At 60.9% G+C, this 20605-nt stretch carries 18 protein-coding genes; 4 read left to right on the top strand and 14 right to left on the bottom strand.

The window, feature by feature from the left end; all coding sequences use genetic code 11:
• Positions 1 to 422: 422 nt before the first annotated feature.
• The 5 genes from SB756_RS22685 to SB756_RS22665 form a co-directional block, all read right to left on the bottom strand.
• Positions 423 to 1139: an ABC transporter ATP-binding protein gene (locus SB756_RS22685; protein WP_043198088.1), complete on the bottom strand. Its 717-nt coding sequence runs from the start codon at positions 1137 to 1139 to the stop codon at positions 423 to 425.
• Entirely contained in the window at positions 1136 to 2011 is an 876-nt protein-coding gene (locus SB756_RS22680; protein ID WP_410911936.1) for an ATP-binding cassette domain-containing protein, read from the bottom strand. The genes SB756_RS22685 and SB756_RS22680 overlap by 4 nt, the downstream gene beginning before the upstream one ends.
• The gene (gene livM / locus SB756_RS22675) at positions 2008 to 3309 is read right to left on the bottom strand and encodes a high-affinity branched-chain amino acid ABC transporter permease LivM (RefSeq protein ID WP_016501862.1); all 1302 of its coding nucleotides are present in this window, start codon (positions 3307 to 3309) and stop codon (positions 2008 to 2010) included. The genes SB756_RS22680 and livM overlap by 4 nt, the downstream gene beginning before the upstream one ends.
• 2 nt (positions 3310 to 3311) lie before the next feature.
• Positions 3312 to 4226: an ABC transporter permease subunit gene (locus SB756_RS22670; RefSeq protein ID WP_016489422.1), complete on the bottom strand. Its 915-nt coding sequence runs from the start codon at positions 4224 to 4226 to the stop codon at positions 3312 to 3314.
• A 154-nt stretch (positions 4227 to 4380) separates the two neighbouring features.
• Positions 4381 to 5517 (bottom strand): branched-chain amino acid ABC transporter substrate-binding protein, encoded by a 1137-nt coding sequence (locus SB756_RS22665; protein WP_174370709.1) that lies wholly within the window; start codon positions 5515 to 5517, stop codon positions 4381 to 4383.
• A 469-nt stretch (positions 5518 to 5986) separates the two neighbouring features.
• Between SB756_RS22665 and pncB the strand changes: the two genes are divergently transcribed.
• Both pncB and nadE read left to right on the top strand, forming a co-directional pair.
• Entirely contained in the window at positions 5987 to 7192 is a 1206-nt protein-coding gene (gene pncB, locus SB756_RS22660; protein ID WP_410911934.1) for a nicotinate phosphoribosyltransferase, read from the top strand.
• 3 nt (positions 7193 to 7195) lie between these two features.
• Positions 7196 to 8023: an ammonia-dependent NAD(+) synthetase gene (gene nadE, locus SB756_RS22655; protein WP_016501866.1), complete on the top strand. Its 828-nt coding sequence runs from the start codon at positions 7196 to 7198 to the stop codon at positions 8021 to 8023.
• Between the two features lie 114 nt (positions 8024 to 8137).
• Here nadE and azu read toward each other — a convergent pair whose 3' ends face one another.
• Complete coding sequence (azu, locus tag SB756_RS22650) at positions 8138 to 8587, bottom strand: azurin (protein ID WP_016501867.1); 450 nt, start codon at positions 8585 to 8587, stop codon at positions 8138 to 8140.
• A 349-nt stretch (positions 8588 to 8936) separates the two neighbouring features.
• Here azu and SB756_RS22645 point away from each other — a divergent pair, with 349 nt between their 5' ends.
• On the top strand, positions 8937 to 9524 hold the full coding sequence (locus tag SB756_RS22645; RefSeq protein ID WP_341796900.1) for a TIGR00730 family Rossman fold protein: 588 nt from the start codon (positions 8937 to 8939) through the stop codon (positions 9522 to 9524).
• 128 nt (positions 9525 to 9652) lie between these two features.
• On the opposite strand, the gene SB756_RS22640 is transcribed toward SB756_RS22645, so the two are convergent.
• The gene (locus SB756_RS22640; protein WP_341796901.1) at positions 9653 to 11953 is read right to left on the bottom strand and encodes a YgiQ family radical SAM protein; all 2301 of its coding nucleotides are present in this window, start codon (positions 11951 to 11953) and stop codon (positions 9653 to 9655) included.
• Between the two features lie 186 nt (positions 11954 to 12139).
• On the opposite strand from SB756_RS22640, the gene SB756_RS22635 reads away from it, so the two are divergent.
• Positions 12140 to 12907 (top strand): RHS repeat-associated core domain-containing protein, encoded by a 768-nt coding sequence (locus tag SB756_RS22635; protein ID WP_341796902.1) that lies wholly within the window; start codon positions 12140 to 12142, stop codon positions 12905 to 12907.
• Positions 12908 to 13063: 156 nt separating this feature from the next.
• On the opposite strand, the gene dnaB is transcribed toward SB756_RS22635, so the two are convergent.
• The 7 genes from dnaB to rnr all read right to left on the bottom strand — a co-directional run bounded on the left by dnaB (position 13064) and on the right by rnr (position 20257).
• Positions 13064 to 14461 (bottom strand): replicative DNA helicase, encoded by a 1398-nt coding sequence (gene dnaB, locus SB756_RS22630; RefSeq protein ID WP_341796903.1) that lies wholly within the window; start codon positions 14459 to 14461, stop codon positions 13064 to 13066.
• Between the two features lie 113 nt (positions 14462 to 14574).
• Complete coding sequence (gene rplI / locus SB756_RS22625) at positions 14575 to 15021, bottom strand: 50S ribosomal protein L9 (RefSeq protein WP_012316464.1); 447 nt, start codon at positions 15019 to 15021, stop codon at positions 14575 to 14577.
• A 20-nt stretch (positions 15022 to 15041) separates the two neighbouring features.
• Positions 15042 to 15905 carry a hypothetical protein gene (locus SB756_RS22620; RefSeq protein ID WP_043198105.1) on the bottom strand — a complete coding sequence of 288 codons (864 nt, stop codon included), beginning with the start codon at positions 15903 to 15905 and terminating at the stop codon, positions 15042 to 15044.
• 33 nt (positions 15906 to 15938) lie between these two features.
• On the bottom strand, positions 15939 to 16169 hold the full coding sequence (gene rpsR / locus SB756_RS22615; RefSeq protein WP_003249563.1) for a 30S ribosomal protein S18: 231 nt from the start codon (positions 16167 to 16169) through the stop codon (positions 15939 to 15941).
• A 28-nt stretch (positions 16170 to 16197) separates the two neighbouring features.
• Positions 16198 to 16623 (bottom strand): 30S ribosomal protein S6, encoded by a 426-nt coding sequence (gene rpsF, locus SB756_RS22610; RefSeq protein WP_003249557.1) that lies wholly within the window; start codon positions 16621 to 16623, stop codon positions 16198 to 16200.
• A gap of 305 nt (positions 16624 to 16928) precedes the next feature.
• Positions 16929 to 17675: a 23S rRNA (guanosine(2251)-2'-O)-methyltransferase RlmB gene (gene rlmB, locus SB756_RS22605; RefSeq protein WP_016489436.1), complete on the bottom strand. Its 747-nt coding sequence runs from the start codon at positions 17673 to 17675 to the stop codon at positions 16929 to 16931.
• Complete coding sequence (gene rnr / locus SB756_RS22600) at positions 17672 to 20257, bottom strand: ribonuclease R (protein WP_341796904.1); 2586 nt, start codon at positions 20255 to 20257, stop codon at positions 17672 to 17674. The genes rlmB and rnr overlap by 4 nt, the downstream gene beginning before the upstream one ends.
• Between the last annotated feature and the right edge of the window lie 348 nt (positions 20258 to 20605).

The raw sequence follows: 20605 nt of genomic DNA, 5'->3' as shown, positions 1-20605 counted from the left end.
GATTGGGGGCAACTCGTCCACAGTGCGGAACCCTTTCAGCGTCGGGTGGTCGGTGGATATCTTTTCGTTGAGGATGCAAAGCTTTCAAGCATGCAGCCTGCAGCAGTCTGTCCAAGGTTTTCCCACAGAGTTATCCACAGCTTTGTCATTGATTTCCAGGTGCTTTCGGGTCTGTGAAAAACCCTGAAAAGTCATCCACAGGAACCATGTGATCAAAAAATGATCGCATCGCTGCAGGGCACGGTATCAGAGGGCTGGAGCGAGATGCCACCATGTTTTCCACAGGCGGTTCCACATTATCCGTGGACAAGATCACGCCTGTGGAAACAAGGGCTTGCGAGGGAGTATTGGCGTGTCTCGAGAATAAGGCGCGGCAAGTTGTCCACATGGGAATGGGGCTGCAAAGCAGCCCCGGATGTAACTCAGTGCCCGCCAAGATAGGCGTTGCGCACTTCCTCGTTGACCAGCAGCTCCTGCCCGGTGCCGGTCATGCGAATCTCCCCGTTGACCATCACATAAGCCCGGTCGGACAGCTTCAAGGCATGGTTGGCGTTCTGCTCCACCAGAAAAATGGTCATCCCGGTCTTGGCCAGCTCACGCAGGGTCGAGAAGATCTGCTTGACCACGATCGGTGCCAGCCCCAGCGAGGGCTCATCCAGCAACAGCAACTTCGGCCGGCTCATCAGCGCCCGGGCAATCGCCAGCATCTGCTGCTCGCCACCGGACATGGTCATGGCCCGCTGGGTACGCCGCTCCTTCAGCCGCGGGAACAGTTCGTACATGCGCTGCATGTCTTCAGCGGCATGCTTGTCGCCGATGGGGATGGTGCCCATCATCAGGTTTTCCTCGACGGTCATGTCGGGGAATACCCGGCGCCCTTCCGGCGACTGGGCAATACCGTTGGAAGCAATGTAGTGCGACGACTTGCGGGTAATGTCGGTGCCGCGATAGACGATATGCCCAGATGCCGCCCGCGGCTGGCCGAAGATCGACATCAGTAGGGTGGACTTGCCGGCACCGTTGGCACCGATCAGGCTGACCGTCTCGCCTTCGTTGATGTGCATCGAAACCTTTTTCAGCGCCTGGATCGGCCCGTAGAACACGTCCAGGTCCTTCAGTTCGAGAATGGGTGCACTCATACCAGTTCCTCTTCATCTGCACCCAGGTAGGCGGCGATCACCGTCGGGTTGTGGCGGATTTCCTGCGGCGCGCCTTCGGCAATCACGTTGCCGTGGTCCAGCACCACGATATGGTCGGAAATGCTCATGACCATGCCCATGTCGTGCTCGATCAGCACCACGGTGATGTCATGCTCGTCACGCAGCACACGAATCATGCGGCTTAGGGCTTCGGTTTCCTGCGGGTTCAGGCCCGCCGCCGGTTCGTCCAGGCAGATGATCTTCGGCCGCGTGCACATGGCCCGGGCAATTTCCAGGCGGCGCTGCTGGCCGTACGACAGCTCGCCGGCCAGGCGGTTGGCGCAGTCGACCAGGTCGACCACTTCCAGCCAGTAGAACGCATGGTCCAGCGCGTCGCTTTCGGCCTTGCGGTAGGCCTTGGTGTTGAGCACCCCGGCCAGCAGGTTGCGGTTGACCCACATGTGCTGGGCCACCAGCAGGTTTTCCACTACCGACATTTCCTTGAACAGGCGGATGTTCTGGAAGGTGCGCGCCAGGCCTGCGCGGTTGACCAGGTGTGTGCCGCCGAACATCTTGTAGTACAGGCGGTTGGCAAAGCGCGCCGGCGACACGAAGTCCGCCACCTGGAAGCGCTCGCCAAGCAACTGGATGACGTTGGTGTGGGTGCCGCGCACGTTCAACTCGATGCGCCCGCCACTGGCCTTGTAAAAGCCGGTCAGGCAGTTGAACACAGTGGTCTTGCCGGCGCCGTTGGGGCCGATCAGGGCGAAGATCTGGTTGCGCCGGACCTTCAGGCTGACATCACTCAGCGCCTTGATGCCCCCGAACTGCATCATCAGGTTGTCGACAGAGAGAATGATATCGTCGCTCATGGCGCCACTCCTTTACGCGGGGTCACACCGGTACGGCTGATGCGGATCAGCCCACGCGGTCGCCAGATCATCATCAGCACCATCAGCACGCCGAACAGCAGCACCCGGTATTCGGAGAAGCTGCGCAGCAGTTCGGGCGCCACGGTCAGCACGAACGCTGCAATCACCACGCCCACGGTCGAGCCCATGCCACCCAGCACGACAATGGCGAGGATCAGCGCCGACTCGAAGAAGGTGAACGACGACGGGTTGACGAAGCCCTGGTAGGTGGCGAAAAACACCCCCGCCAGGCCAGCCGTGGAGGCACCCAGGGTAAACGCCGAAAGCTTGACCAGCACGTGGTTCAGGCCCATCGAGCGGCAGGCGATCTCGTCTTCGCGCAGCGCTTCCCACGCGCGGCCTACCGGCATGCGGGTCAGGCGGTGCTTGATGTACAGCACGGCCAACACCACCAGGAACAGCACCGCGTAGATGAACACGAACTTGAGGTTGGCGTTGTAATCGAAGCCGAAGAACTCGTGGATCGGTACCCCGCCATCTTTGGCCCGGCGGCCGAATTCCAGGCCGAAGAAGGTTGGCGAAGGCGCCGGCATGCCGTTGGGGCCTCCGGTGAACGACAGCCAGTTGTTCAGCACCAGGCGGATGATCTCGCCAAAGCCCAGGGTCACGATAGCCAGGTAGTCACCGTGCATTCGTAGCACCGGAAAGCCCAGTATGCACCCCGCCAACGCGGCGGCGATGGCCGCCAGGGGCAGCACGCTCCAGAAACCCAGGCCGAGGTACTGGTAACCCAGTGCCAGGCCGTAGGCGCCAATGGCGTAGAACGCCACGTAGCCCAGGTCGAGCAGGCCGGCCAGGCCGACCACGATGTTAAGGCCAAGCCCCAGCAACACGTAGATCAGCCCGAGGATGACCACGGTCAGCAGGTACTTGTTGGCGAAGATCGGGAAGACGATGGCAATCACCACCAGCGCCGGGATGATGTAGCGCAAGCGCGACTTGTAGTCCGGCGCGTTCACATGCACGCCAGAGCCACCGTTATCGAAGCCCTGGAGCATGCGCACGCCAGCGGCGGTCTGCAGGTACAGGCTGAGCAGGAAGCGCCCCACCATCACCCCGCCGACCAGCCAGGCTACGCGGCGCGGCTCGGCATTGAAGGTGTAGCCGTCGAGCACCACGCCGACGACCGGGCCAAACACAATGAGTGCGAGCAGGCCGGCGACGAGGGTCTCCAGCAGGCTGCGTTTAAGGTCGAAACCCTTGGTTTCGGAAGCAGAGGCAGTTTTGGCAACGGACATGTTCACACCTTAGCCACGAGCGGGCGACCCAGCAGGCCTTGTGGGCGGAAGATAAGGATCATCACCAGCAGCGAGAAGCTGAACACGTCCTTGTAGTCGGAGTTGATCAGGCCAGAGAACAGCGACTCGGAAATCCCCAGGATGATGCCGCCAAGCATGGCGCCAGGCAGCGACCCGATACCACCGAGCACTGCGGCGGTGAACGCCTTGATGCCGATGATGAAGCCGGCATAGAAGTCGAAGGTGCCGTAGTTCATGGTGATCAGCACACCGGCCAAGGCGGCCATTACCGCACCGATGACAAACACGTACGAAATCACCCGGTCGGTGTTGATGCCCAGGATCGAGGCCATCTTGCGGTCTTGCTGTGTGGCACGGCACATGCGGCCGAGCTTGGTGTACTTGATCACGTAGGTGAGCAGGCCCATGCCCACGAAGGCGGCGATCAGGATGAAGATCTTGGTGTAGGTCAGTTGCACGAAGCCGGTGCCGACTTCGACACGCAAGGCCCCTTCAAGCAGGGTGGGCACGCCTTGCTGGCGGGCGCCCTGGCTGATCTGTGCGTAGTTCTGCAGGATCAGCGAGATGCCGATGGCACTGATCAGCGGCGCCAGGCGGGTGGAGTTACGCAGGGGTTTGTAGGCGATGCGTTCGATGGTGAACCCATAGACGCCCGTGACGACGACGGTGAACAACAGCGTGCCCAACATCAGTAGCGGGAACGACTCGACGCCGAAATAGGCCAGCAATGCCAGGCTGATTGCCGCGAGGTACGCGGAAATCATATACACCTCGCCGTGCGCGAAGTTGATCATGCCGATGATGCCATAGACCATTGTGTAGCCGATGGCGATCAGGCCATAGACCGACCCGAGGGTCAGGCCGTTGACCAGTTGCTGCAGGAAAATACCATCCATAACGCAATCTCACCTGATTGAGATTGCACGAGCGCCGACCACGGCAGGCCACGGATAAAGCGGCCCCCGCAGTGCAGAACCGTGCAGATCTCCGAATAAAGACAGGTACCGCAGGGGCTTGGGCCCGGGCATCAGCCCGGGCCGTGGGCCGTTATTATTTTTGTTTTTCCAGCTGGTGGTATTTACCGTCTTTGTCCCACTGGTAGACCACGTAGTCGGACACGGTCAGGTCACCCTTGCTGTCCCACTTCTTCTCGCCCATCACGGTCTGCACCGGGTTGGCCTTGAGCCACTTGGCGGCGTCTTCGCCCTTGTTGGATTTGGAGCCATTGAAGGCTGCGGCCAGCGCTTGTACCGAAGCGTAGGCATACAGGGTGTAGCCTTCGGGCTCGGTACCGCCTTTGCGGAACTCTTCCACCACGGCCTTGCTGTCTGGCAACAGGCGTGGGTCGGCGCCGAAGGTCATGTACACACCATCGACGTACTGCTTGCCGCCGGCGGTGGACACCAGTTCGTCGGTGACGATGCCGTCATCGGACATGAACTTGACGTCCTTCAGGCCCTGCTCGCGCAGCTGGCGGACCAGCGGGCCGGCCTCTGGGTGCAGGCCGCCGAAGTACACCACGTCGGCACCGGTGGAACGGATCTTGGTAACCACGGCGCTGAAGTCTTTCTCGCCCCGGGTCAGGCCTTCATACAGCACCGGCTTGACGCCGCGCTTCTCAAGCTGCGCCTTGGTCGCATCGGCCAGGCCCTGGCCATAGGTGTCCTTGTCGTGCAGCACCGCGACTTTCTTGCCCTTGAGCACGTCGACGATGTAGTCACCGGCCACGATGCCCTGCTGGTCGTCACGGCCGCACATGCGGAACATGGCGCTGAGGCCGCGCTCGGTTACTTGTGGGTTGGTCGAGCCCGGGGTAATGGCGATGATGCCCGCTTCGTCATACACCTCGGACGCCGGAATGGTGTTGGAAGAACAGAAGTGGCCCACTACGCCGATCACTTTGTCCTGGTCGGCCAGGCGGTTGGCCACGGCCACGGCCTGCTTCGGTTCGCAGGCGTCATCGCCTTTGACCAGGACGATTTTCTCGCCGTTCACGCCACCGGCGGCGTTGATCTTGTCGGCCGCTGCCTGCGCACCTTTCATGTACTGCTCGCCAAACGCCGCGTTAGCCCCGGTCATCGGGCCCGCTACACCGATCTTGACGTCGGCCTGAACATACGAAGAAACACCCAGGGCCGTAGCGACGGCCAGTGCCAGGAAACCTTTCTTGTAAAACGTCTGCGACATGAGGTGGTGCTCCTAGAGTTTTTTTTGGTTGGCACTACAACTTCTCAACCCTGTGCTCAGAGCAAGGGCCGTGCCATAGGTTTTGTCTTCCGGGAAAACACACTGCGCAGGTGCACTGCAGGCGACCGACGGCCTTTTCTTTATTGAGCGTGCAACCGTCTGCCGCGCGGCGGGCGCCACCACACGTACAGACAAGGAGCAACCGCCATGTGCCATCATTGCAACCCTGGCAAGTGTTTACGTGCAACCGCCCTGTAACAGCGGACGTCACCGAAGTGCACACCGCTGGTGCGCGACTGCTACAGGCGGCACCGTTTGAAGGCTAGCCGGTGCACGGAAAAACACCTCTGTTTTGGCACATACGCAGCCCTGTGGGAGCGCGTTCACCCGCGAAGAGGCCAGCCCAGACACAACAAGGCCCAAAAGGCTGGCACAATGTCGGCCATTCGCCGCTTCCGGAGCCCCCTTGATGAGCGAGAGCGCATTCGCCGAGCGCATCGTGCACAACCTGCTCGACACCGACTTCTACAAACTCACGATGATGCAGGGCGTGTTGCACAACTACCCGGACGCCGACGTCGAATGGGAATTCCGCTGCCGTAACGGCGAGGACCTGCGCCCCTACCTGGGCGAGATCCGCCACCAGCTCGACCTGCTCAGCGACCTCACCCTGGATGATGGCCAGCTGGCCTTCCTCGAACGCATCAGCTTCCTCAAGCCCGACTTCCTGCGCTTTCTGCGCCTGTTCCGCTTCAACCTTCGCTACGTGCGTATCGGCATTGAAAACGACCAGCTGTTCCTACGCCTGAAAGGCCCGTGGCTGCATGTGATCCTGTTCGAAGTGCCACTGCTGGCCATCATCAGCGAAGTGCGCAACCGCCATCTGCACCCGCACATGCGCCTGGCCGAGGCCCGCGACCAGCTTTACCGCAAGTTCGACTGGCTGCGCGCGCATGCCAGCGATGACGAACTGGCCAACCTGCAGGTAGCCGACTTCGGCACCCGCCGGCGCTTTTCCAGCCGTGTGCAGGAAGACGTGGTGCGGGTGCTGCGCGACGACTTCCCGGCCCGCTTCGTCGGCACCAGCAACGTCGACCTGGCATGGAAACTGGATATCAAGCCGCTGGGCACCATGGCCCATGAGTGGATCATGGCCCACCAGCAACTCGGCCCGCGCCTGATCGACAGCCAGATCGCCGCGCTGGACTGCTGGGTGCGCGAGTACCGCGGCCTGCTCGGCATCGCCCTGACCGACTGCATCACCATGGATGCCTTCCTTGGCGATTTCGACCTGTACTTCGCCAAGCTGTTCGACGGCCTGCGCCACGACTCGGGCGAGCCGGTGGCCTGGGCGGAGAAGGCCATTGCCCATTACCAGAAACTGGGTATCGACCCGATGACCAAGACCCTGGTGTTTTCCGACGGCCTCAACCTGACCCGCTCACTGGAGATCTTCCGTGCCCTGCGCGGTCGCATCAACGTCAGCTTTGGCATCGGCACCAACCTGACCTGCGACATACCGGGTGTGGCGCCGATGAACATCGTGCTTAAAATGACCGACTGCAACGGCGCGCCAGTGGCCAAGATCTCGGATGAAGCTGCCAAGACCCAATGCCGTGACGAGAACTTCGTCGCCTACATGCGCCACGTATTCAAAGTCCCCAGCAAGGAGTAACCCATGCAAGCGGTTCAGCAAGAGATTGCCCAGGCGCTGAAGGTACAGCCGCCGTTCGCCGACGCTGCAGCGCTCGAGGCCGAAGTCGCCCGGCGTGTGGCGTTCATCAAGGATTGCCTGGCCAACGCCCGGCTCAAGACCCTGGTGCTGGGCATCAGCGGCGGTGTCGACTCGCTGACTGCCGCCTTGCTCGCCCAGCGCGCCGTGAATGAACTGCGGGCCGAAACCGGCGACAAGGCATACACCTTCATTGCCGTGCGCCTGCCCTACCAGGTGCAACATGACGAGCATGACGCCCAGGCCTGCCTGGACGTGATCAAGGCCGATGAAGTGCACACCGTGGATATCGCCCCGGCGGTGCGGGCATTGGCCGCTGAAGTGGTGGAATTGAAGAACGGCTCGCCGACGCTGGTGGACTTCGTGGTGGGCAACGTCAAGGCACGTACCCGCATGGTTGCCCAGTACACCATCGCCGGGGCCCGCGCGGGCCTGGTGATCGGTACCGACCACGCCGCCGAGGCGGTAATGGGCTTCTTTACCAAGTTTGGTGATGGTGCCTGCGACCTGGCGCCCCTGAGCGGGCTGGTGAAGAACCAGGTACGGGCCATTGCGCGCAGCTTTGGCGCACCGGAGTCACTGGTGGAGAAGGTGCCGACGGCGGACCTTGAAGACCTGGAGCCGGGCAAGCCGGACGAAGCATCCCATGGCGTGACCTACCAGCAGATCGACGCCTTCCTGCATGGGTTGCCGGTTGATCAGGCTGCGTTCGATATCATCGTCGCCACCTACCGCAAGACCCAGCACAAGCGCGAATTGCCGTTCGCCCCGTAAAAGCTTCGCGGGCACGCCCGCTCCCACAGGATTTTCACTGCCCTTGAAAACAGTGATTAACCTGTGGGAGCGGGCGTGCCCGCGAATAGGCCCGAGAGGCCTACACAGCTGTCTTTACTTGACGACGACCTTGCCTTTCATCATCGAGATGTGGCCCGGGAAGGTGCAGAAGAAGCTGTAGTCACCACCGGCTTCCAGCTTGGAAGTGTCGAACTTCACTTCGGTCTCTTTTTCCGGTGCACCGATCATCGCGGTGTGGGCGATGATGTTGGCGTTATCTTCCTTCAGGTAGCCCTTATCGATGCCCTGGGTCATACCTTCAGTGGCAATGCCCTGCATGTCGGCAGTCTTGCTGATCACCAGGTTGTGGCCCATGACGTTCTTCGGCAGGTTGCCGGAGTGGGTCAGTTTGACGGTGAATTCCTTGCAGCTCTTGTCGACGGTGAATTCTTTGGTGGTGTAGGACATCTGGTCCGTCGATTCGACAGTCACCGAGCATTCGGCTGCAAAGACAGAGGCGCTGGCGAGGGTCAGCAGGGATACCGCTACAGCTTTCGCAAACATCATGAATCTCCTTGGCAGGGTTTTATCAATTGCGAGACTGCCTGAAACCGTTCAGCCCCTTGCTGATATGGGTCAAGGGGGTGTCAACAGGCCAGCCAGTAGAATTGTTCAATGGATTGTATACAACCAATCTAAGAGCACATCATGCCCTTTTAATAGACGATGGGACAACCTCTCATTTAGGAGCAATACCAAATGCCCATCTCTGCATTTATCAACAGCCTGCTCGCCGCCTATGCCCACGGGGCAACGGGCGCCATCTGCGAATTCTCCCGCCCGGAATGAACGTGGCCTTGGAAGCGACGGGCATGCGCCGTACCCTGACCACCTGAGTGACAGGAGATGAGCAATGCCCGTACGTTCCGTTTGTGTGTTCTGCGGCGCCAGCATCGGCGCCAACCCTGCCTACCGTGAAGCAGCCATCGCACTTGGCCAGGCCATTGCGCGCCGCGGCCTGACCCTCGTCTATGGCGGTGGCGCGGTCGGCCTGATGGGCACCGTTGCCGACGCGGCCATGGCGGCCGGTGGCGAAGTGATCGGAATCATTCCCGAAAGCCTGATGAACGCCGAAATCGGCCACAAGGGCCTCAGCCGCCTGGAAGTGGTCGACGGCATGCATGCGCGCAAGGCACGCATGGCCGAGCTTAGCGATGCCTTCATCGCACTGCCGGGTGGGCTGGGTACGCTGGAAGAATTGTTCGAGGTATGGACCTGGGGGCAACTGGGCTATCACGCCAAGCCGTTGGGGCTGCTGGATGTGAACGGCTTCTACACGAAACTGGGCGGGTTCCTGGACCATATCGTCGAAGAAGGCTTTGTGCGGCCGCAACATCGGGCGATGTTGCTGCTGGGGCAGCAGCCGGACGCGCTGCTGGACGGGATGGACAGCTTTGTGGCGCCGGTGGTGCCGAAGTGGGTCGACAAGCAGCCTGACTAAAGCTGAGATTTTTGGGACCGTTTTGCGGTCCTTTCGCGGCACAAGGCCGCTCCTACAGGGAATCGCGGTTTCTTGTAGGAGCGGCCTTGTGCCGCGAAAGGGCTGCAAAGCAGCCCCAAATAGATCAATCAGCGCGGAATAACGGGCTGACGCGGCTTCTTGTTGCCCTTGCCGCCCTTGGCTGCTTCCTTGCGCTCCTTGGCCGCCTGCTGGTTACGCGCAAACGCCTCGGCCTTGGCCTTCTCACGCTTGTCCCACGGCTTGCTGCCATCGCTACCACGCGGCGGCAGGCCGGTGTGCTGGGTGAGGATCTTCTGGTCCTTGCCCACCTTGTGGCTGCCCGCTGGGGTCGAGTTCTTGCGGCGCGCGCTCTGGTACGTGTCGGACTGCGGCTGGTGCAGCGGGATCAGCTGGTGCTTGCCCGGCCCGATCAGGTCGGCGCGGCCCATACGCTCCAGCGCTTCACGCAGCATCGGCCAGCCCTTCGGGTCGTGGTAGCGCAAGAACGCCTTGTGCAGGCGGCGTTGCTCGTCGCTCTTGACGATCTCCACCCCTTCACTCTTGTAGGTCACTTTACGCAGGGGGTTCTTGCCCGAGTGGTACATGGCCGTGGCCGAGGCCATCGGCGACGGGTAGAACGCCTGCACCTGATCAGCGCGGAAGCCGTTGCCCTTCAGCCACAGGGCCAGGTTCATCATGTCTTCGTCGGTGGTGCCCGGGTGCGCGGCGATGAAGTACGGGATCAGGTACTGCTCCTTGCCCGCCTCTTTCGAATACTTCTCGAACATACGCTTGAAGCGATCGTACGAGCCGATACCCGGCTTCATCATCTTGTCCAGCGGGCCACGCTCGGTGTGCTCCGGGGCAATCTTCAGGTAGCCGCCCACGTGGTGGGTAACCAGCTCCTTGACGTACTCCGGCGACTCCACGGCCAGGTCGTAGCGCAGGCCCGAGGCGATCAGGATCTTCTTCACACCTGGCAGGGCACGGGCCTTGCGGTACAGCTCGATCAGCGAGCTGTGGTCGGTGTTGAGGTTTTCGCAGATACCCGGGAACACGCACGACGGCTTGCGGCAGTGCTTCTCGATTTCATGGCTCTTGCAGGCGATGCGGTACATGTTGGCGGTCGGCCCGCCAAGGTCGGAGACCACGCCGGTGAAGCCCGGCACCTTGTCGCGCATCTCTTCGATCTCGTGCAGGATCGACTCGTGCGAGCGGTTCTGGATGATGCGGCCTTCGTGCTCGGTGATCGAGCAGAAGGTGCAGCCACCGAAGCAGCCACGCATGATGTTCACCGAGAAACGGATCATCTCGTAGGCCGGGATGCGCTCCTTGCCATAGGCCGGGTGTGGCACACGGGCGTAGGGCATGCCGAACACGTAGTCCATTTCTTCGGTGGTCATGGGGATGGGTGGCGGGTTGAACCACACATCCACTTCGCCATGCTTCTGCACCAGGGCGCGGGCGTTACCCGGGTTGGTCTCCAGGTGCAGCACGCGGTTGGCGTGGGCATAAAGCACCGGGTCGTTACGTACTTTTTCGAACGACGGCAGGCGGATTACCGACTTTTCCCGGGTCACGCTCGGGCTGTCGAGAATCTGCACGACCTTGGCTTCGTTCGGGTCTTCCTGGTCGCCCTTGGCCTGCTCGATGGCGCAGGCCTGGGTGTCCTGGGTGTTCACGTACGGGTTGATGATCTTGTCGACGCGGCCCGGGCGGTCGATGCGCGTGGAGTCGATCTCGTACCAGCCCTGCGGGGTATCACGGCGCACGAACGCGGTGCCGCGGATGTCAGTGATGCTCTCGATCGTCTCGCCACTGGCCAGGCGCTGGGCCACCTCGACCACCGCACGCTCGGCGTTGCCGAACAGCAGGATGTCGGCGCTGGCGTCGATCAGGATCGAGTGACGCACCTTGTCCTGCCAGTAGTCGTAGTGGGCGATGCGGCGCAGGGAAGCCTCGATGCCACCGAGTACGATCGGCACATGCTTGTAGGCTTCCTTGCAGCGCTGGCTGTACACCAGGCTGGCGCGGTCCGGACGGCTGCCGGCCAGGCCACCTGGGGTGTAGGCGTCGTCGGAACGGATCTTCTTGTCTGCGGTGTAGCGGTTGATCATCGAATCCATGTTGCCCGCGGCCACGCCGAAGAACAGGTTCGGCTCGCCAAGCTTCATGAAGTCGTCTTTCGACTGCCAGTTCGGCTGGGCGATGATGCCCACGCGGAAGCCCTGGGCTTCCAGCAGGCGGCCGATGATGGCCATGCCGAACGACGGATGGTCGACGTAGGCATCACCGGTCACGATGATGATGTCGCAGGAATCCCAGCCGAGCAGATCCATCTCCTGCCTGCTCATTGGCAGGAAAGGTGCTGGCCCGAAGCATTCGGCCCAGTACTTGGGATAGTCGTAGAGTGGTTTGGCTGCTTGCATGTCAGTGACCGGTTCTGGTGTGCAGGGAAATCGCGGGCGCGGAATATAGCACAAATTTTGACCAAATCCGACGATGGTGGTCGGATGTTTTACCTGTAGCCTTTGCACCTGCCAGATTTGACAGTTTCGTCCGGCTCAGGGCAACGCTAGCATTGCAACTGCATCGGCATCATCAAAGGCTCGGACATGAAAATCTCGCCTACCACCTCTTGCCTGACCGCCGCGCCACCGAGACTGACGCAACGAGCTTTCAGCGCTTACGGCTGCAGCGTCAGAGCCAATACCGCCATAGGTTTCAAAGGCGAATATCAGGAGCCTTTTACTGATCAGTACCTATTGGGTAATGGCTATCGTAGCTACAGCCCTGGCCTGATGCGATTCACCTGCCCGGACAGGGAAAGCCCTTTTGAAACAGGAGGATTGAACTGCTATGCGTTTGCCCTCAATGACCCGATCAATGGCAGCGACCCTACAGGAAAGGCTCCAGAATTTGGCACCCTACTAGGCAGAACGCTATCGCAGAAGGCTTATCGTGGGAGGGTTTTCGTTGAATTCGATGGAGTCGTCGCCTTTATGGAGCAACAACCAAACGGGTACAGGCCATCGACCTTGTATATCAGCGCCCATGGCGCACCAGGTTCGGTGATCGGCAGTAGCAAGGACGGGTACAACGCTGCGCGTCTTTACCGACAGCTGGATCGTGATATTGATATGTCGGGTCGGCCAACTCATTTTCTGAGCTGTCACTCCAGCGCGCCTGCCCCGCAGTCCGGTACGTCACTCATCGAGGATATGAGCAAATTGACTGGAGCAGCTTCCTCCGGTTATGCAACCCGTGTGTCAGTAACCAGAGCTAGGAACGGCGATGAATTTATCGCATACAAACATTTCAAGCTATTACCCGGCTTCACTTCAACCAAAGTCACGATCGGTACGATCAGGGATCCCAAATAAACTACACCGAGCCTTGCCCCTTCTGCGGCCGGAGTTGACCGGCCGCTATTTGGGACACCGCCGCAGGGGCTTTTAAGTCTCGAAAGAACAATCATAGGGCAGTTGTTCTTGGTCACCGTCGAGGCGAGCGAAAGGTGTCGCGATACTTAGTCAGGCTTATTCGTCGTCATCGAAGTTGTACATCCCCGGCGCCAGGTTCTCGAAGCGGGTGTACTTGCCAATAAATGCCAGGCGTACGAAACCGATGGGGCCGTTACGCTGTTTACCGATGATGATTTCCGCAATCCCCTTGTGCTCGGTCTCGGGGTGATAAACCTCGTCCCGGTACACGAACATGATCACGTCGGCGTCCTGCTCGATTGCACCCGATTCACGCAAGTCGGAGTTCACCGGGCGTTTGTTGGGGCGCTGTTCCAGGGAGCGGTTCAGCTGCGACAGGGCGATGACCGGGCAGTTGAACTCCTTGGCCAGGGCCTTGAGCGAGCGGGAGATTTCAGAAATTTCGTTGGTGCGGTTGTCACCGGAAGAGCCCGGGATCTGCATCAGCTGCAGGTAGTCGACCATGATCATGCCGATTTCACCGTGCTCACGCGCCAGACGACGCGTGCGCGCACGCATTTCCGACGGGCTGATGCCAGCGGTATCGTCGATGAACAGCTTGCGGTCGTTGAGCAGGTTGACTGCGGAGGTAAGCCGCGGCCAGTCGTCGTCGTCCAGCTGGCCGGAACGCACCTTGGTCTGGTCGATACGGCCCAGGGACGACAGCATACGCATGATCAGCGATTCACCTGGCATCTCGAGGGAAAACACCAGCACCGCCTTTTCGCTGCGCAGCACGGCGTTTTCCACCAGGTTCATAGCGAAGGTGGTTTTACCCATCGACGGACGGCCGGCGACGATGATCAAGTCGGCTGCCTGCAGGCCGCTGGTTTTCTCGTCCAGGTCGGTGTAGCCGGTAGAAATACCGGTGATATCACTGTCGGAGTTGAACAGCGTATCGATACGGTCGATGGCCATGGTCAACAGCTCGTTGACGCCTACCGGGCCGCCGGTCTTTGGCCGTGCCTCGGCGATCTGGAAGATCTGCCGCTCGGCATCGTCCAGAATCTCTGCAGCGTTGCGCCCCTGCGGGTTGAACGCGTTGTCGGCAATATCGGTGCTGATGCTGATCAGCTGGCGCAGTGTGGCCCGTTCGCGAATGATCGCGGCGTAGGCCTTGATGTTGGCCACCGACGGGGTGTTCTTGGCCAGTTCGGCCAGGTACGCCAAGCCGCCTACCTGCGAGGACAGGCCTTCCTTGTCCAGCTGCTCGTGCAGGGTCACCACGTCAAATGGCTGGTTGGCATCAGCCAACTTGTGCACGGCGCGGAAGATCAGCCGGTGGTCATGCCGGTAGAAATCGCCGTCCGACACCTGGTCCAGCACTCGCTCCCAGGCGTCGTTGTCCAGCATCAGGCCACCGAGCACGGCCTGTTCGGCCTCGATGGAATGCGGCGGCACCTTCAGGGCGGCGGTTTGCAGGTCAAGCTGTTCGGAGGTGGTGATCTCGTTCATGGCCACGAAAGAATTCTGGAGGATGAAAAAGACAAAGGGCACGGCCTGCATAAAACAGGACCGTGCCCGATGTTAACCGCCTGACCCGCAAGGAGCCAGCCAGTTAGCGCAGCTTAGGCAGCTACGACAACCACGCGTACGGTGGCTTCAACGTCGCTGTGCAGGTGCACGGCTACGTCGTATTCGCCAACCTGACGGATGGTGCCGTTCGGCAGACGAACTTCAGCTTTGGCCACTTCAACGCCGGAGGCGGTCAGGGCGTCAGCGATGTCGTGGGTGCCGATCGAACCGAACAGCTTGCCTTCGTCGCCAGCGGTGGCAGTGATGGTCACTTCCAGCTCGGCCAGTTGGGCAGCGCGGCTTTCAGCCGACGATTTACGGTCAGCAGCTGCTTTTTCCAGCTCGGCGCGACGCTCTTCGAACGCAGCCAGGTTGGCGGCGTTGGCAACGGTGGCCTTGCCGAATGGCAGCAGGAAGTTACGGCCGTAACCAGCCTTAACTTTTACTTTGTCGCCCAGGTTGCCCAGGTTAGCGACTTTTTCCAGCAGGATCAGTTCCATTTGGTAAAACCTCTTAACTTTTAACCTTCACCGTTCGCGGAGTCATTCCCCTTGGGGGACTTGCGACCGCGAAAATCAATCAGGCTGTCGACAATGGCCAAAACCACCAGCAACGGATAAATCAGCTGCATGATCAGCGGTAGCGTCACGTACATGCCCACCAGCCAGAAACCGGCCAGTCGGCCCTGTGCCACCAGCCCGTGCATCAAAGCGATGCCGGCCAGTACCAGTACCAGGCTCGAAGCCGATGCCAGGATGATGAACTGCGGCCCGATAAACGGAGCCACCACCATCACTGCCACCAAGACCGCCATGGTCTGTTTTGGCAACTTCAGGGCGCGAAACTCGCGACCGAAGCCTCCAGGGTTGTACAACGCTGCCTGCCAGTAGCGCGCCAGCACCAAGGCCAGCACACTGAACAATTGCACCGTCACTGCTGTGGAAGCGACCAGCACAGGGCGGATCAGCTCACCGGAGAGCACGGGTTGCCCCTCGATTTTCGGCATGGCTTCGGCAAACGCCTTGGCCAGCACATCGAAGGTTTGCGCCAGCGCCAGATCGAGCACGAGGCTGAAAGCCACGGCGAACACGGCACTGACCACCAACACCCGGCTCCAGGGATGCTCGGCTCGCAACAGGGCGGCCAGGCTCAGGGCTCCTGCAATCACCAGAAAGGTGATGGGATCGCCCATGACCCACACAGCCAACCCGGCCAGCAGGCCGCCGGCGATGACCGTTGTAGCATCCTTGAAACCACGCCGCAGCAGCACAAAGCTGCATGCAGCGGCACTCAACCAGAACAGCAGCGGCAGTACCGCGCTGATGACCACCACGAGGGTGGCCTGCACACGACCGCGCATGATGAAACTTGCTAACGCTCGCATGCTAATCCCTTACTGCTTGTCGACGACCCGGTCTCAGCGGCCGTGGCTGTCGGTGTAGGGCAGCAGGGCCAGGAAGCGGGCGCGCTTGATAGCGGTAGCCAGCTGACGCTGATAACGAGCTTTGGTACCGGTGATGCGGCTTGGAACGATCTTGCCGGTTTCGGATACGTAAGCTTTCAGGGTGTTGAGATCTTTGAAGTCGATCTCTTTCACGTCTTCAGCAGTGAAGCGGCAGAATTTACGACGACGGAAGAAACGTGCCATTTAATAGGCTCCTCTAAAGGTCCGTGGATTACTCGTCAGCGTTATCGCTGGAGTCGCTGTCATTGCTGTCGTCGCCTTCGGCGGAGTCAGCATGCTCAGGACGCTCACGACGCTCACGGCGCTCGCTGCGGTTTTCTTCAGCCTTCAGCATCTCGGACTGGCCGGTAACGGCTTCGTCGCGACGGATGACCAGGTTACGGATAACGGCATCGTTGTAGCGGAAGTTGTCTTCCAGCTCGGCCAGGGCCTTGCCGGTGCACTCAACGTTCAGCATCACGTAGTGAGCCTTGTGAACATTGTTGATTGCGTAGGCCAGTTGACGACGGCCCCAGTCTTCCAGGCGGTGGATTTTGCCACCGTCTTCTTCGATCAGCTTGGTGTAACGCTCAACCATGCCGCCGACTTGCTCGCTCTGGTCCGGGTGAACCAGGAAGATGATTTCGTAATGACGCATGAATGCTCCTTACGGGTTAGTAGTCTGCCAGCGTATCTGGTCAGACAAGGAGTGAATGACACTGTATGTCTTGCACGGAGGGGAGGCACATGAGCGCCTGCCAGCTCGGCAAGGGGCGCAATTGTAGAGAAGGCGTGGCGCACAAGCAAGGCAATTGGCGAATATTTGAACAGCCTGATACATATTCACAGGCTACCGGCCCTTTCGCGGGTAAACCCACTCTCACAGGGACTTCACTGCTTGAAAGCCAGTGAAAAACCTGTGGGAGCGAGCGCGCCCGCGAATGGGCCGGAACAGGCTGAAGATCAGCGCTTGGCCTGGCGTTGACGCACGGCTTCGAACAGGCAAACCCCGGTGGCCACCGAAACGTTCAGGCTGCTGACGCTACCGCCCATCGGCAACTTCACCAGGAAGTCGCAATGTTCACGGGTTAGCCGGCGCATGCCTTTGCCTTCTGCGCCCATGATCATCACCAGAGGCCCGGTCAGGTCCTGCTGGTAGATCTCCTGCTCGGCCTCGCCGGCGGTACCCACCACCCACAGGCCACGCTGCTGCAGTTTCTCGAGCGTGCGCGCCAGGTTGGTCACGGCCACCAGCGGAATCACCTCTGCCGCGCCGCACGCCACCTTGCGCACCACAGGCGTCAGGGTCGCCGACTTGTCCTTGGGCACCAGCACCGCCGTGGCACCGGCCGCATCGGCCGTGCGCAGGCATGCGCCGAGGTTGTGCGGGTCGGTAACACCGTCCAGCACCAGGATCAGCGGCGGCGTTTCGGTGCGCTCGAGCAACTCTTCGAGCATCAATTCGCCCCACACCTGGCTTGGGCTCACCTCGGCGACAACGCCCTGGTGCACGCCTTCAACCCAGGCGTCCATCTCACGGCGCTCGGCCTGGCCAACCTGCACACGGTTTTCTGCAGCCAGCGCCAGCAGGGTCTGCAGGCGTGGCTCGCTGCGCCCTTCCGACAGCCAGATCTGTTTGACCCGCTTCGGATGGTGCTGCAGCAACGCCTGCACGGCGTGCACGCCGTAGATCTTTTCCAGCTGACTCATGACTTGCTCTTGCTCTTGCGTGGCGCGCCGGACTTCGGCGGGCCTTTACGGTGCTTGGTCGGCTTGCCGGCGGCCTTGCCACCTTTGTCCGACTTGCTGCTGGACGAGCCGCCGGTGCGGGCATCGCTCATCAGCGCCTTTTTCATTTCACGGCTTTTGCGCACTTCGGCGTTACGCTGCACGGCGTCTTTCGGGAAATACGCCTCGGAGGTTTCGCTCTTGCGGCTGCGCGGCTTCGGCGTGGCCCGGGCCTCGACCGGTGCTGGCTCGGGTTTGTCGGCTTTGTCGGCAGCCGGCGCGGCGCCGCGCTGCTTGCGGCCAATCGGCGCAGCAAGCGTCTTGTCGGCCACTTCGAAGTCGATCTTGCGCTCGTCCAGGTCAACACGCATGACCTTGACTTCAATCGTGTCGCCCAGGCGGAAGCTGCGCCCGGTGCGCTCACCGGACAGGCGGTGGTGGACCGGGTCGAAGTGGTAGTAGTCGCCCGGCAGCGCACTGACGTGCACCAGGCCTTCTACATAGATATCGGTCAGCTCGACGAACAGGCCGAAGCCGGTCACCGCGGTGATCACGCCTGGGAAGGTTTCGCCCACGCGGTCCTTCATGTACTCGCACTTGAGCCAGTTGACCACGTCACGGGTGGCTTCATCAGCCCGGCGCTCGGTCATCGAGCACTGCTCGCCAAGCTGCTCGAGGGTGTTTTCGTCGTACGGGTAAATGCGCGCCTTGGGGATGCTCATGGCGCCGGCACGCTTGACGTGCGGGGTGTCGACCTTGGAACGGATGATGCTGCGGATGGCGCGGTGCACCAGCAGGTCCGGGTAACGGCGGATCGGCGAGGTGAAGTGGGTGTACGCCTCGTAATTCAAGCCGAAGTGGCCGTTGTTTTCGGTGCTGTACACCGCCTGGCTCAGCGAGCGCAGCATTACGGTCTGGATCAGGTGGAAATCCGGGCGCCCGGCGATGCTCGCCAGCAGGGCCTGGTAATCCTTCGGCGACGGGTCTTTGCCCTTGTGCAGGCTCAGGCCCAGCTCGCCCAGGAAGGCACGCAGTTTTTCCAGGCGCTCCGGCGGCGGGCCGTCGTGCACGCGGTACAGTGCCGGCACGCCGTGCTTCTGCAGGAACTCGGCGGTGGCCACGTTGGCCGCCAGCATGCATTCCTCGATCAGCTTGTGGGCTTCGTTGCGCACGGTCGGGCGAATTTCCGCGATCTTGCGCTCATCGCCGAAGATGATGCGAGTTTCCTGGGTCTCGAAGTCGATGGCACCGCGGGTGTGGCGGGCATCCAACAGCACCTTGTACAGGTTGTACAGGTTCTTCAGGTCAGGCACGACCGCCTTGTACTCCTCGCGCAGCGCCTTGCCCTCACGGGTGCGGGCGTGCTCGAGCATGCTGCTGACCTTGTTGTAGGTCAGGCGGGCGTGGGAGTGGATGACACCTTCGTAGAACTGGTAGTCGACCATCTGGCCGGCTTTGTTCATGGTCATTTCACAGACCATGGCCAAGCGGTCGACGTGCGGGTTCAGCGAGCACAGGCCGTTGGACAGCTCTTCGGGGAGCATCGGCACCACACGCTCGGGGAAGTACACCGAGTTACCGCGCTGCTGGGCCTCGACGTCCAGGGCCGAGCCAAGGCGCACGTAGCTGGACACGTCGGCGATGGCCACATACAGGCGCCAGCCACCGGAGAACAGGCGCAGCTTGCCCAGCGGTTCGCAATAGACAGCGTCATCGAAGTCGCGGGCGTCTTCACCGTCGATAGTGACGAACGGCAAATGACGCAGGTCGACGCGCTTCTCTTTGTCTTTGTCTTCGACTTCGGAGCGGAACTTGCGCGCTTCCTTGACCACATCTTCGGGCCAGACGTGCGGGATGTCGTAGCTGCGCAGGGCAACGTCGATTTCCATGCCCGGCGCCATGTAGTTGCCGATGACTTCTACCACGTCGCCTTGTGGCTGGAAGCGCGGCGTTGGCCAGTGAGTGATCTTGATCTCGACGAACTGGCCGATCTTGGCACCACCGTTACGCCCGGCAGTCACCAGCACTTCCTGCTGGATCTTCGGGTTGTCCGGGGTTACGTAGCCGATGCCGCCTTCTTCAAAGTAGCGGCCGACCACGCTTTCGTGGGCACGGGAGATGACCTCGACGATCACGCCTTCACGGCGCCCACGGCGGTCAGTACCGGAAACACGCGCCAGCGCGCGGTCGCCGTCGAAGGCCAGGCGCATCTGCGACGGGCTGAGGAACAGGTCATCGCTGCCATCATCGGGAATGAGGAAACCAAACCCATCGCGGTGGCCGGAGATACGGCCGCAGATCAGGTCGAGCTTGTCCACCGGGGCATAAGTGCCGCGCCGGGTATAGATAAGCTGGCCGTCGCGCTCCATGGCACGCAGGCGGCGGCGCAGGGCTTCGATCTGGTCTTCTTCATACAGACCAAACTCTTTCGCCAGCTCCTCGCGCGCGGCGGGCTCGCCGCGGTCGGCAAGGCGCTGCAGGATCAGCTCACGGCTGGGAATGGGGTTGTCGTATTTTTCCGCTTCGCGAGCGGCCTCGGGATCGAGGGATTGCCAATCGGCCATCAGAAGGGGTTCACCTTGGGGTATATAGATATGAATTCTGGCATAGGCCTATTGAAACCGGAAATGTCTGCCTTGGACAGCCCCCACTGCTGTGCATCCAGAACGGTAATAGGCCTGTGGAATCAACAAGTTGAATTTTTTGAAATTTTTTTTGATTGGGGGGTTTACAGCCTTGGGGAGCGTCCGTATAGTGCGCACCACAACGACGGACAACCCCGACGTTGTAGTAGAGATGAACGGCGCTGTAAAGCATCTTTTAATCTCGAATGTGTGCCCAGGTGGCGGAATTGGTAGACGCGCTGGTTTCAGGTATCAGTGACCGCAAGGTCGTGGAAGTTCGAGTCTTCT

Origin of the sequence: Pseudomonas sp. SIMBA_068 (assembly GCF_046534705.1) — a bacterium.
Taxonomy (GTDB): domain Bacteria; phylum Pseudomonadota; class Gammaproteobacteria; order Pseudomonadales; family Pseudomonadaceae; genus Aquipseudomonas; species Aquipseudomonas putida.
This window is presented reverse-complemented; position numbering and strand designations above follow the sequence as displayed.

Coding starts and splice junctions, on each gene's coding strand:
- rnr (WP_341796904.1), bottom strand. CDS start 20,257: ATGGCCGATTGGCAATCCCTCGATCCCGAGGCCGCTCGCGAAGCGGAA.
- SB756_RS22670 (WP_016489422.1), bottom strand. CDS start 4,226: ATGGATGGTATTTTCCTGCAGCAACTGGTCAACGGCCTGACCCTCGGG.
- rpsF (WP_003249557.1), bottom strand. CDS start 16,623: ATGCGTCATTACGAAATCATCTTCCTGGTTCACCCGGACCAGAGCGAG.
- pncB (WP_410911934.1), top strand. CDS start 5,987: ATGAGCGAGAGCGCATTCGCCGAGCGCATCGTGCACAACCTGCTCGAC.
- SB756_RS22645 (WP_341796900.1), top strand. CDS start 8,937: ATGCCCGTACGTTCCGTTTGTGTGTTCTGCGGCGCCAGCATCGGCGCC.
- dnaB (WP_341796903.1), bottom strand. CDS start 14,461: ATGAACGAGATCACCACCTCCGAACAGCTTGACCTGCAAACCGCCGCC.
- nadE (WP_016501866.1), top strand. CDS start 7,196: ATGCAAGCGGTTCAGCAAGAGATTGCCCAGGCGCTGAAGGTACAGCCG.
- SB756_RS22685 (WP_043198088.1), bottom strand. CDS start 1,139: ATGAGTGCACCCATTCTCGAACTGAAGGACCTGGACGTGTTCTACGGG.
- azu (WP_016501867.1), bottom strand. CDS start 8,587: ATGTTTGCGAAAGCTGTAGCGGTATCCCTGCTGACCCTCGCCAGCGCC.
- SB756_RS22640 (WP_341796901.1), bottom strand. CDS start 11,953: ATGCAAGCAGCCAAACCACTCTACGACTATCCCAAGTACTGGGCCGAA.
- SB756_RS22680 (WP_410911936.1), bottom strand. CDS start 2,011: ATGAGCGACGATATCATTCTCTCTGTCGACAACCTGATGATGCAGTTC.
- livM (WP_016501862.1), bottom strand. CDS start 3,309: ATGTCCGTTGCCAAAACTGCCTCTGCTTCCGAAACCAAGGGTTTCGAC.
- rlmB (WP_016489436.1), bottom strand. CDS start 17,675: ATGAGTCAGCTGGAAAAGATCTACGGCGTGCACGCCGTGCAGGCGTTG.
- SB756_RS22620 (WP_043198105.1), bottom strand. CDS start 15,905: ATGCGAGCGTTAGCAAGTTTCATCATGCGCGGTCGTGTGCAGGCCACC.
- SB756_RS22635 (WP_341796902.1), top strand. CDS start 12,140: ATGAAAATCTCGCCTACCACCTCTTGCCTGACCGCCGCGCCACCGAGA.
- rpsR (WP_003249563.1), bottom strand. CDS start 16,169: ATGGCACGTTTCTTCCGTCGTCGTAAATTCTGCCGCTTCACTGCTGAA.
- SB756_RS22665 (WP_174370709.1), bottom strand. CDS start 5,517: ATGTCGCAGACGTTTTACAAGAAAGGTTTCCTGGCACTGGCCGTCGCT.
- rplI (WP_012316464.1), bottom strand. CDS start 15,021: ATGGAACTGATCCTGCTGGAAAAAGTCGCTAACCTGGGCAACCTGGGC.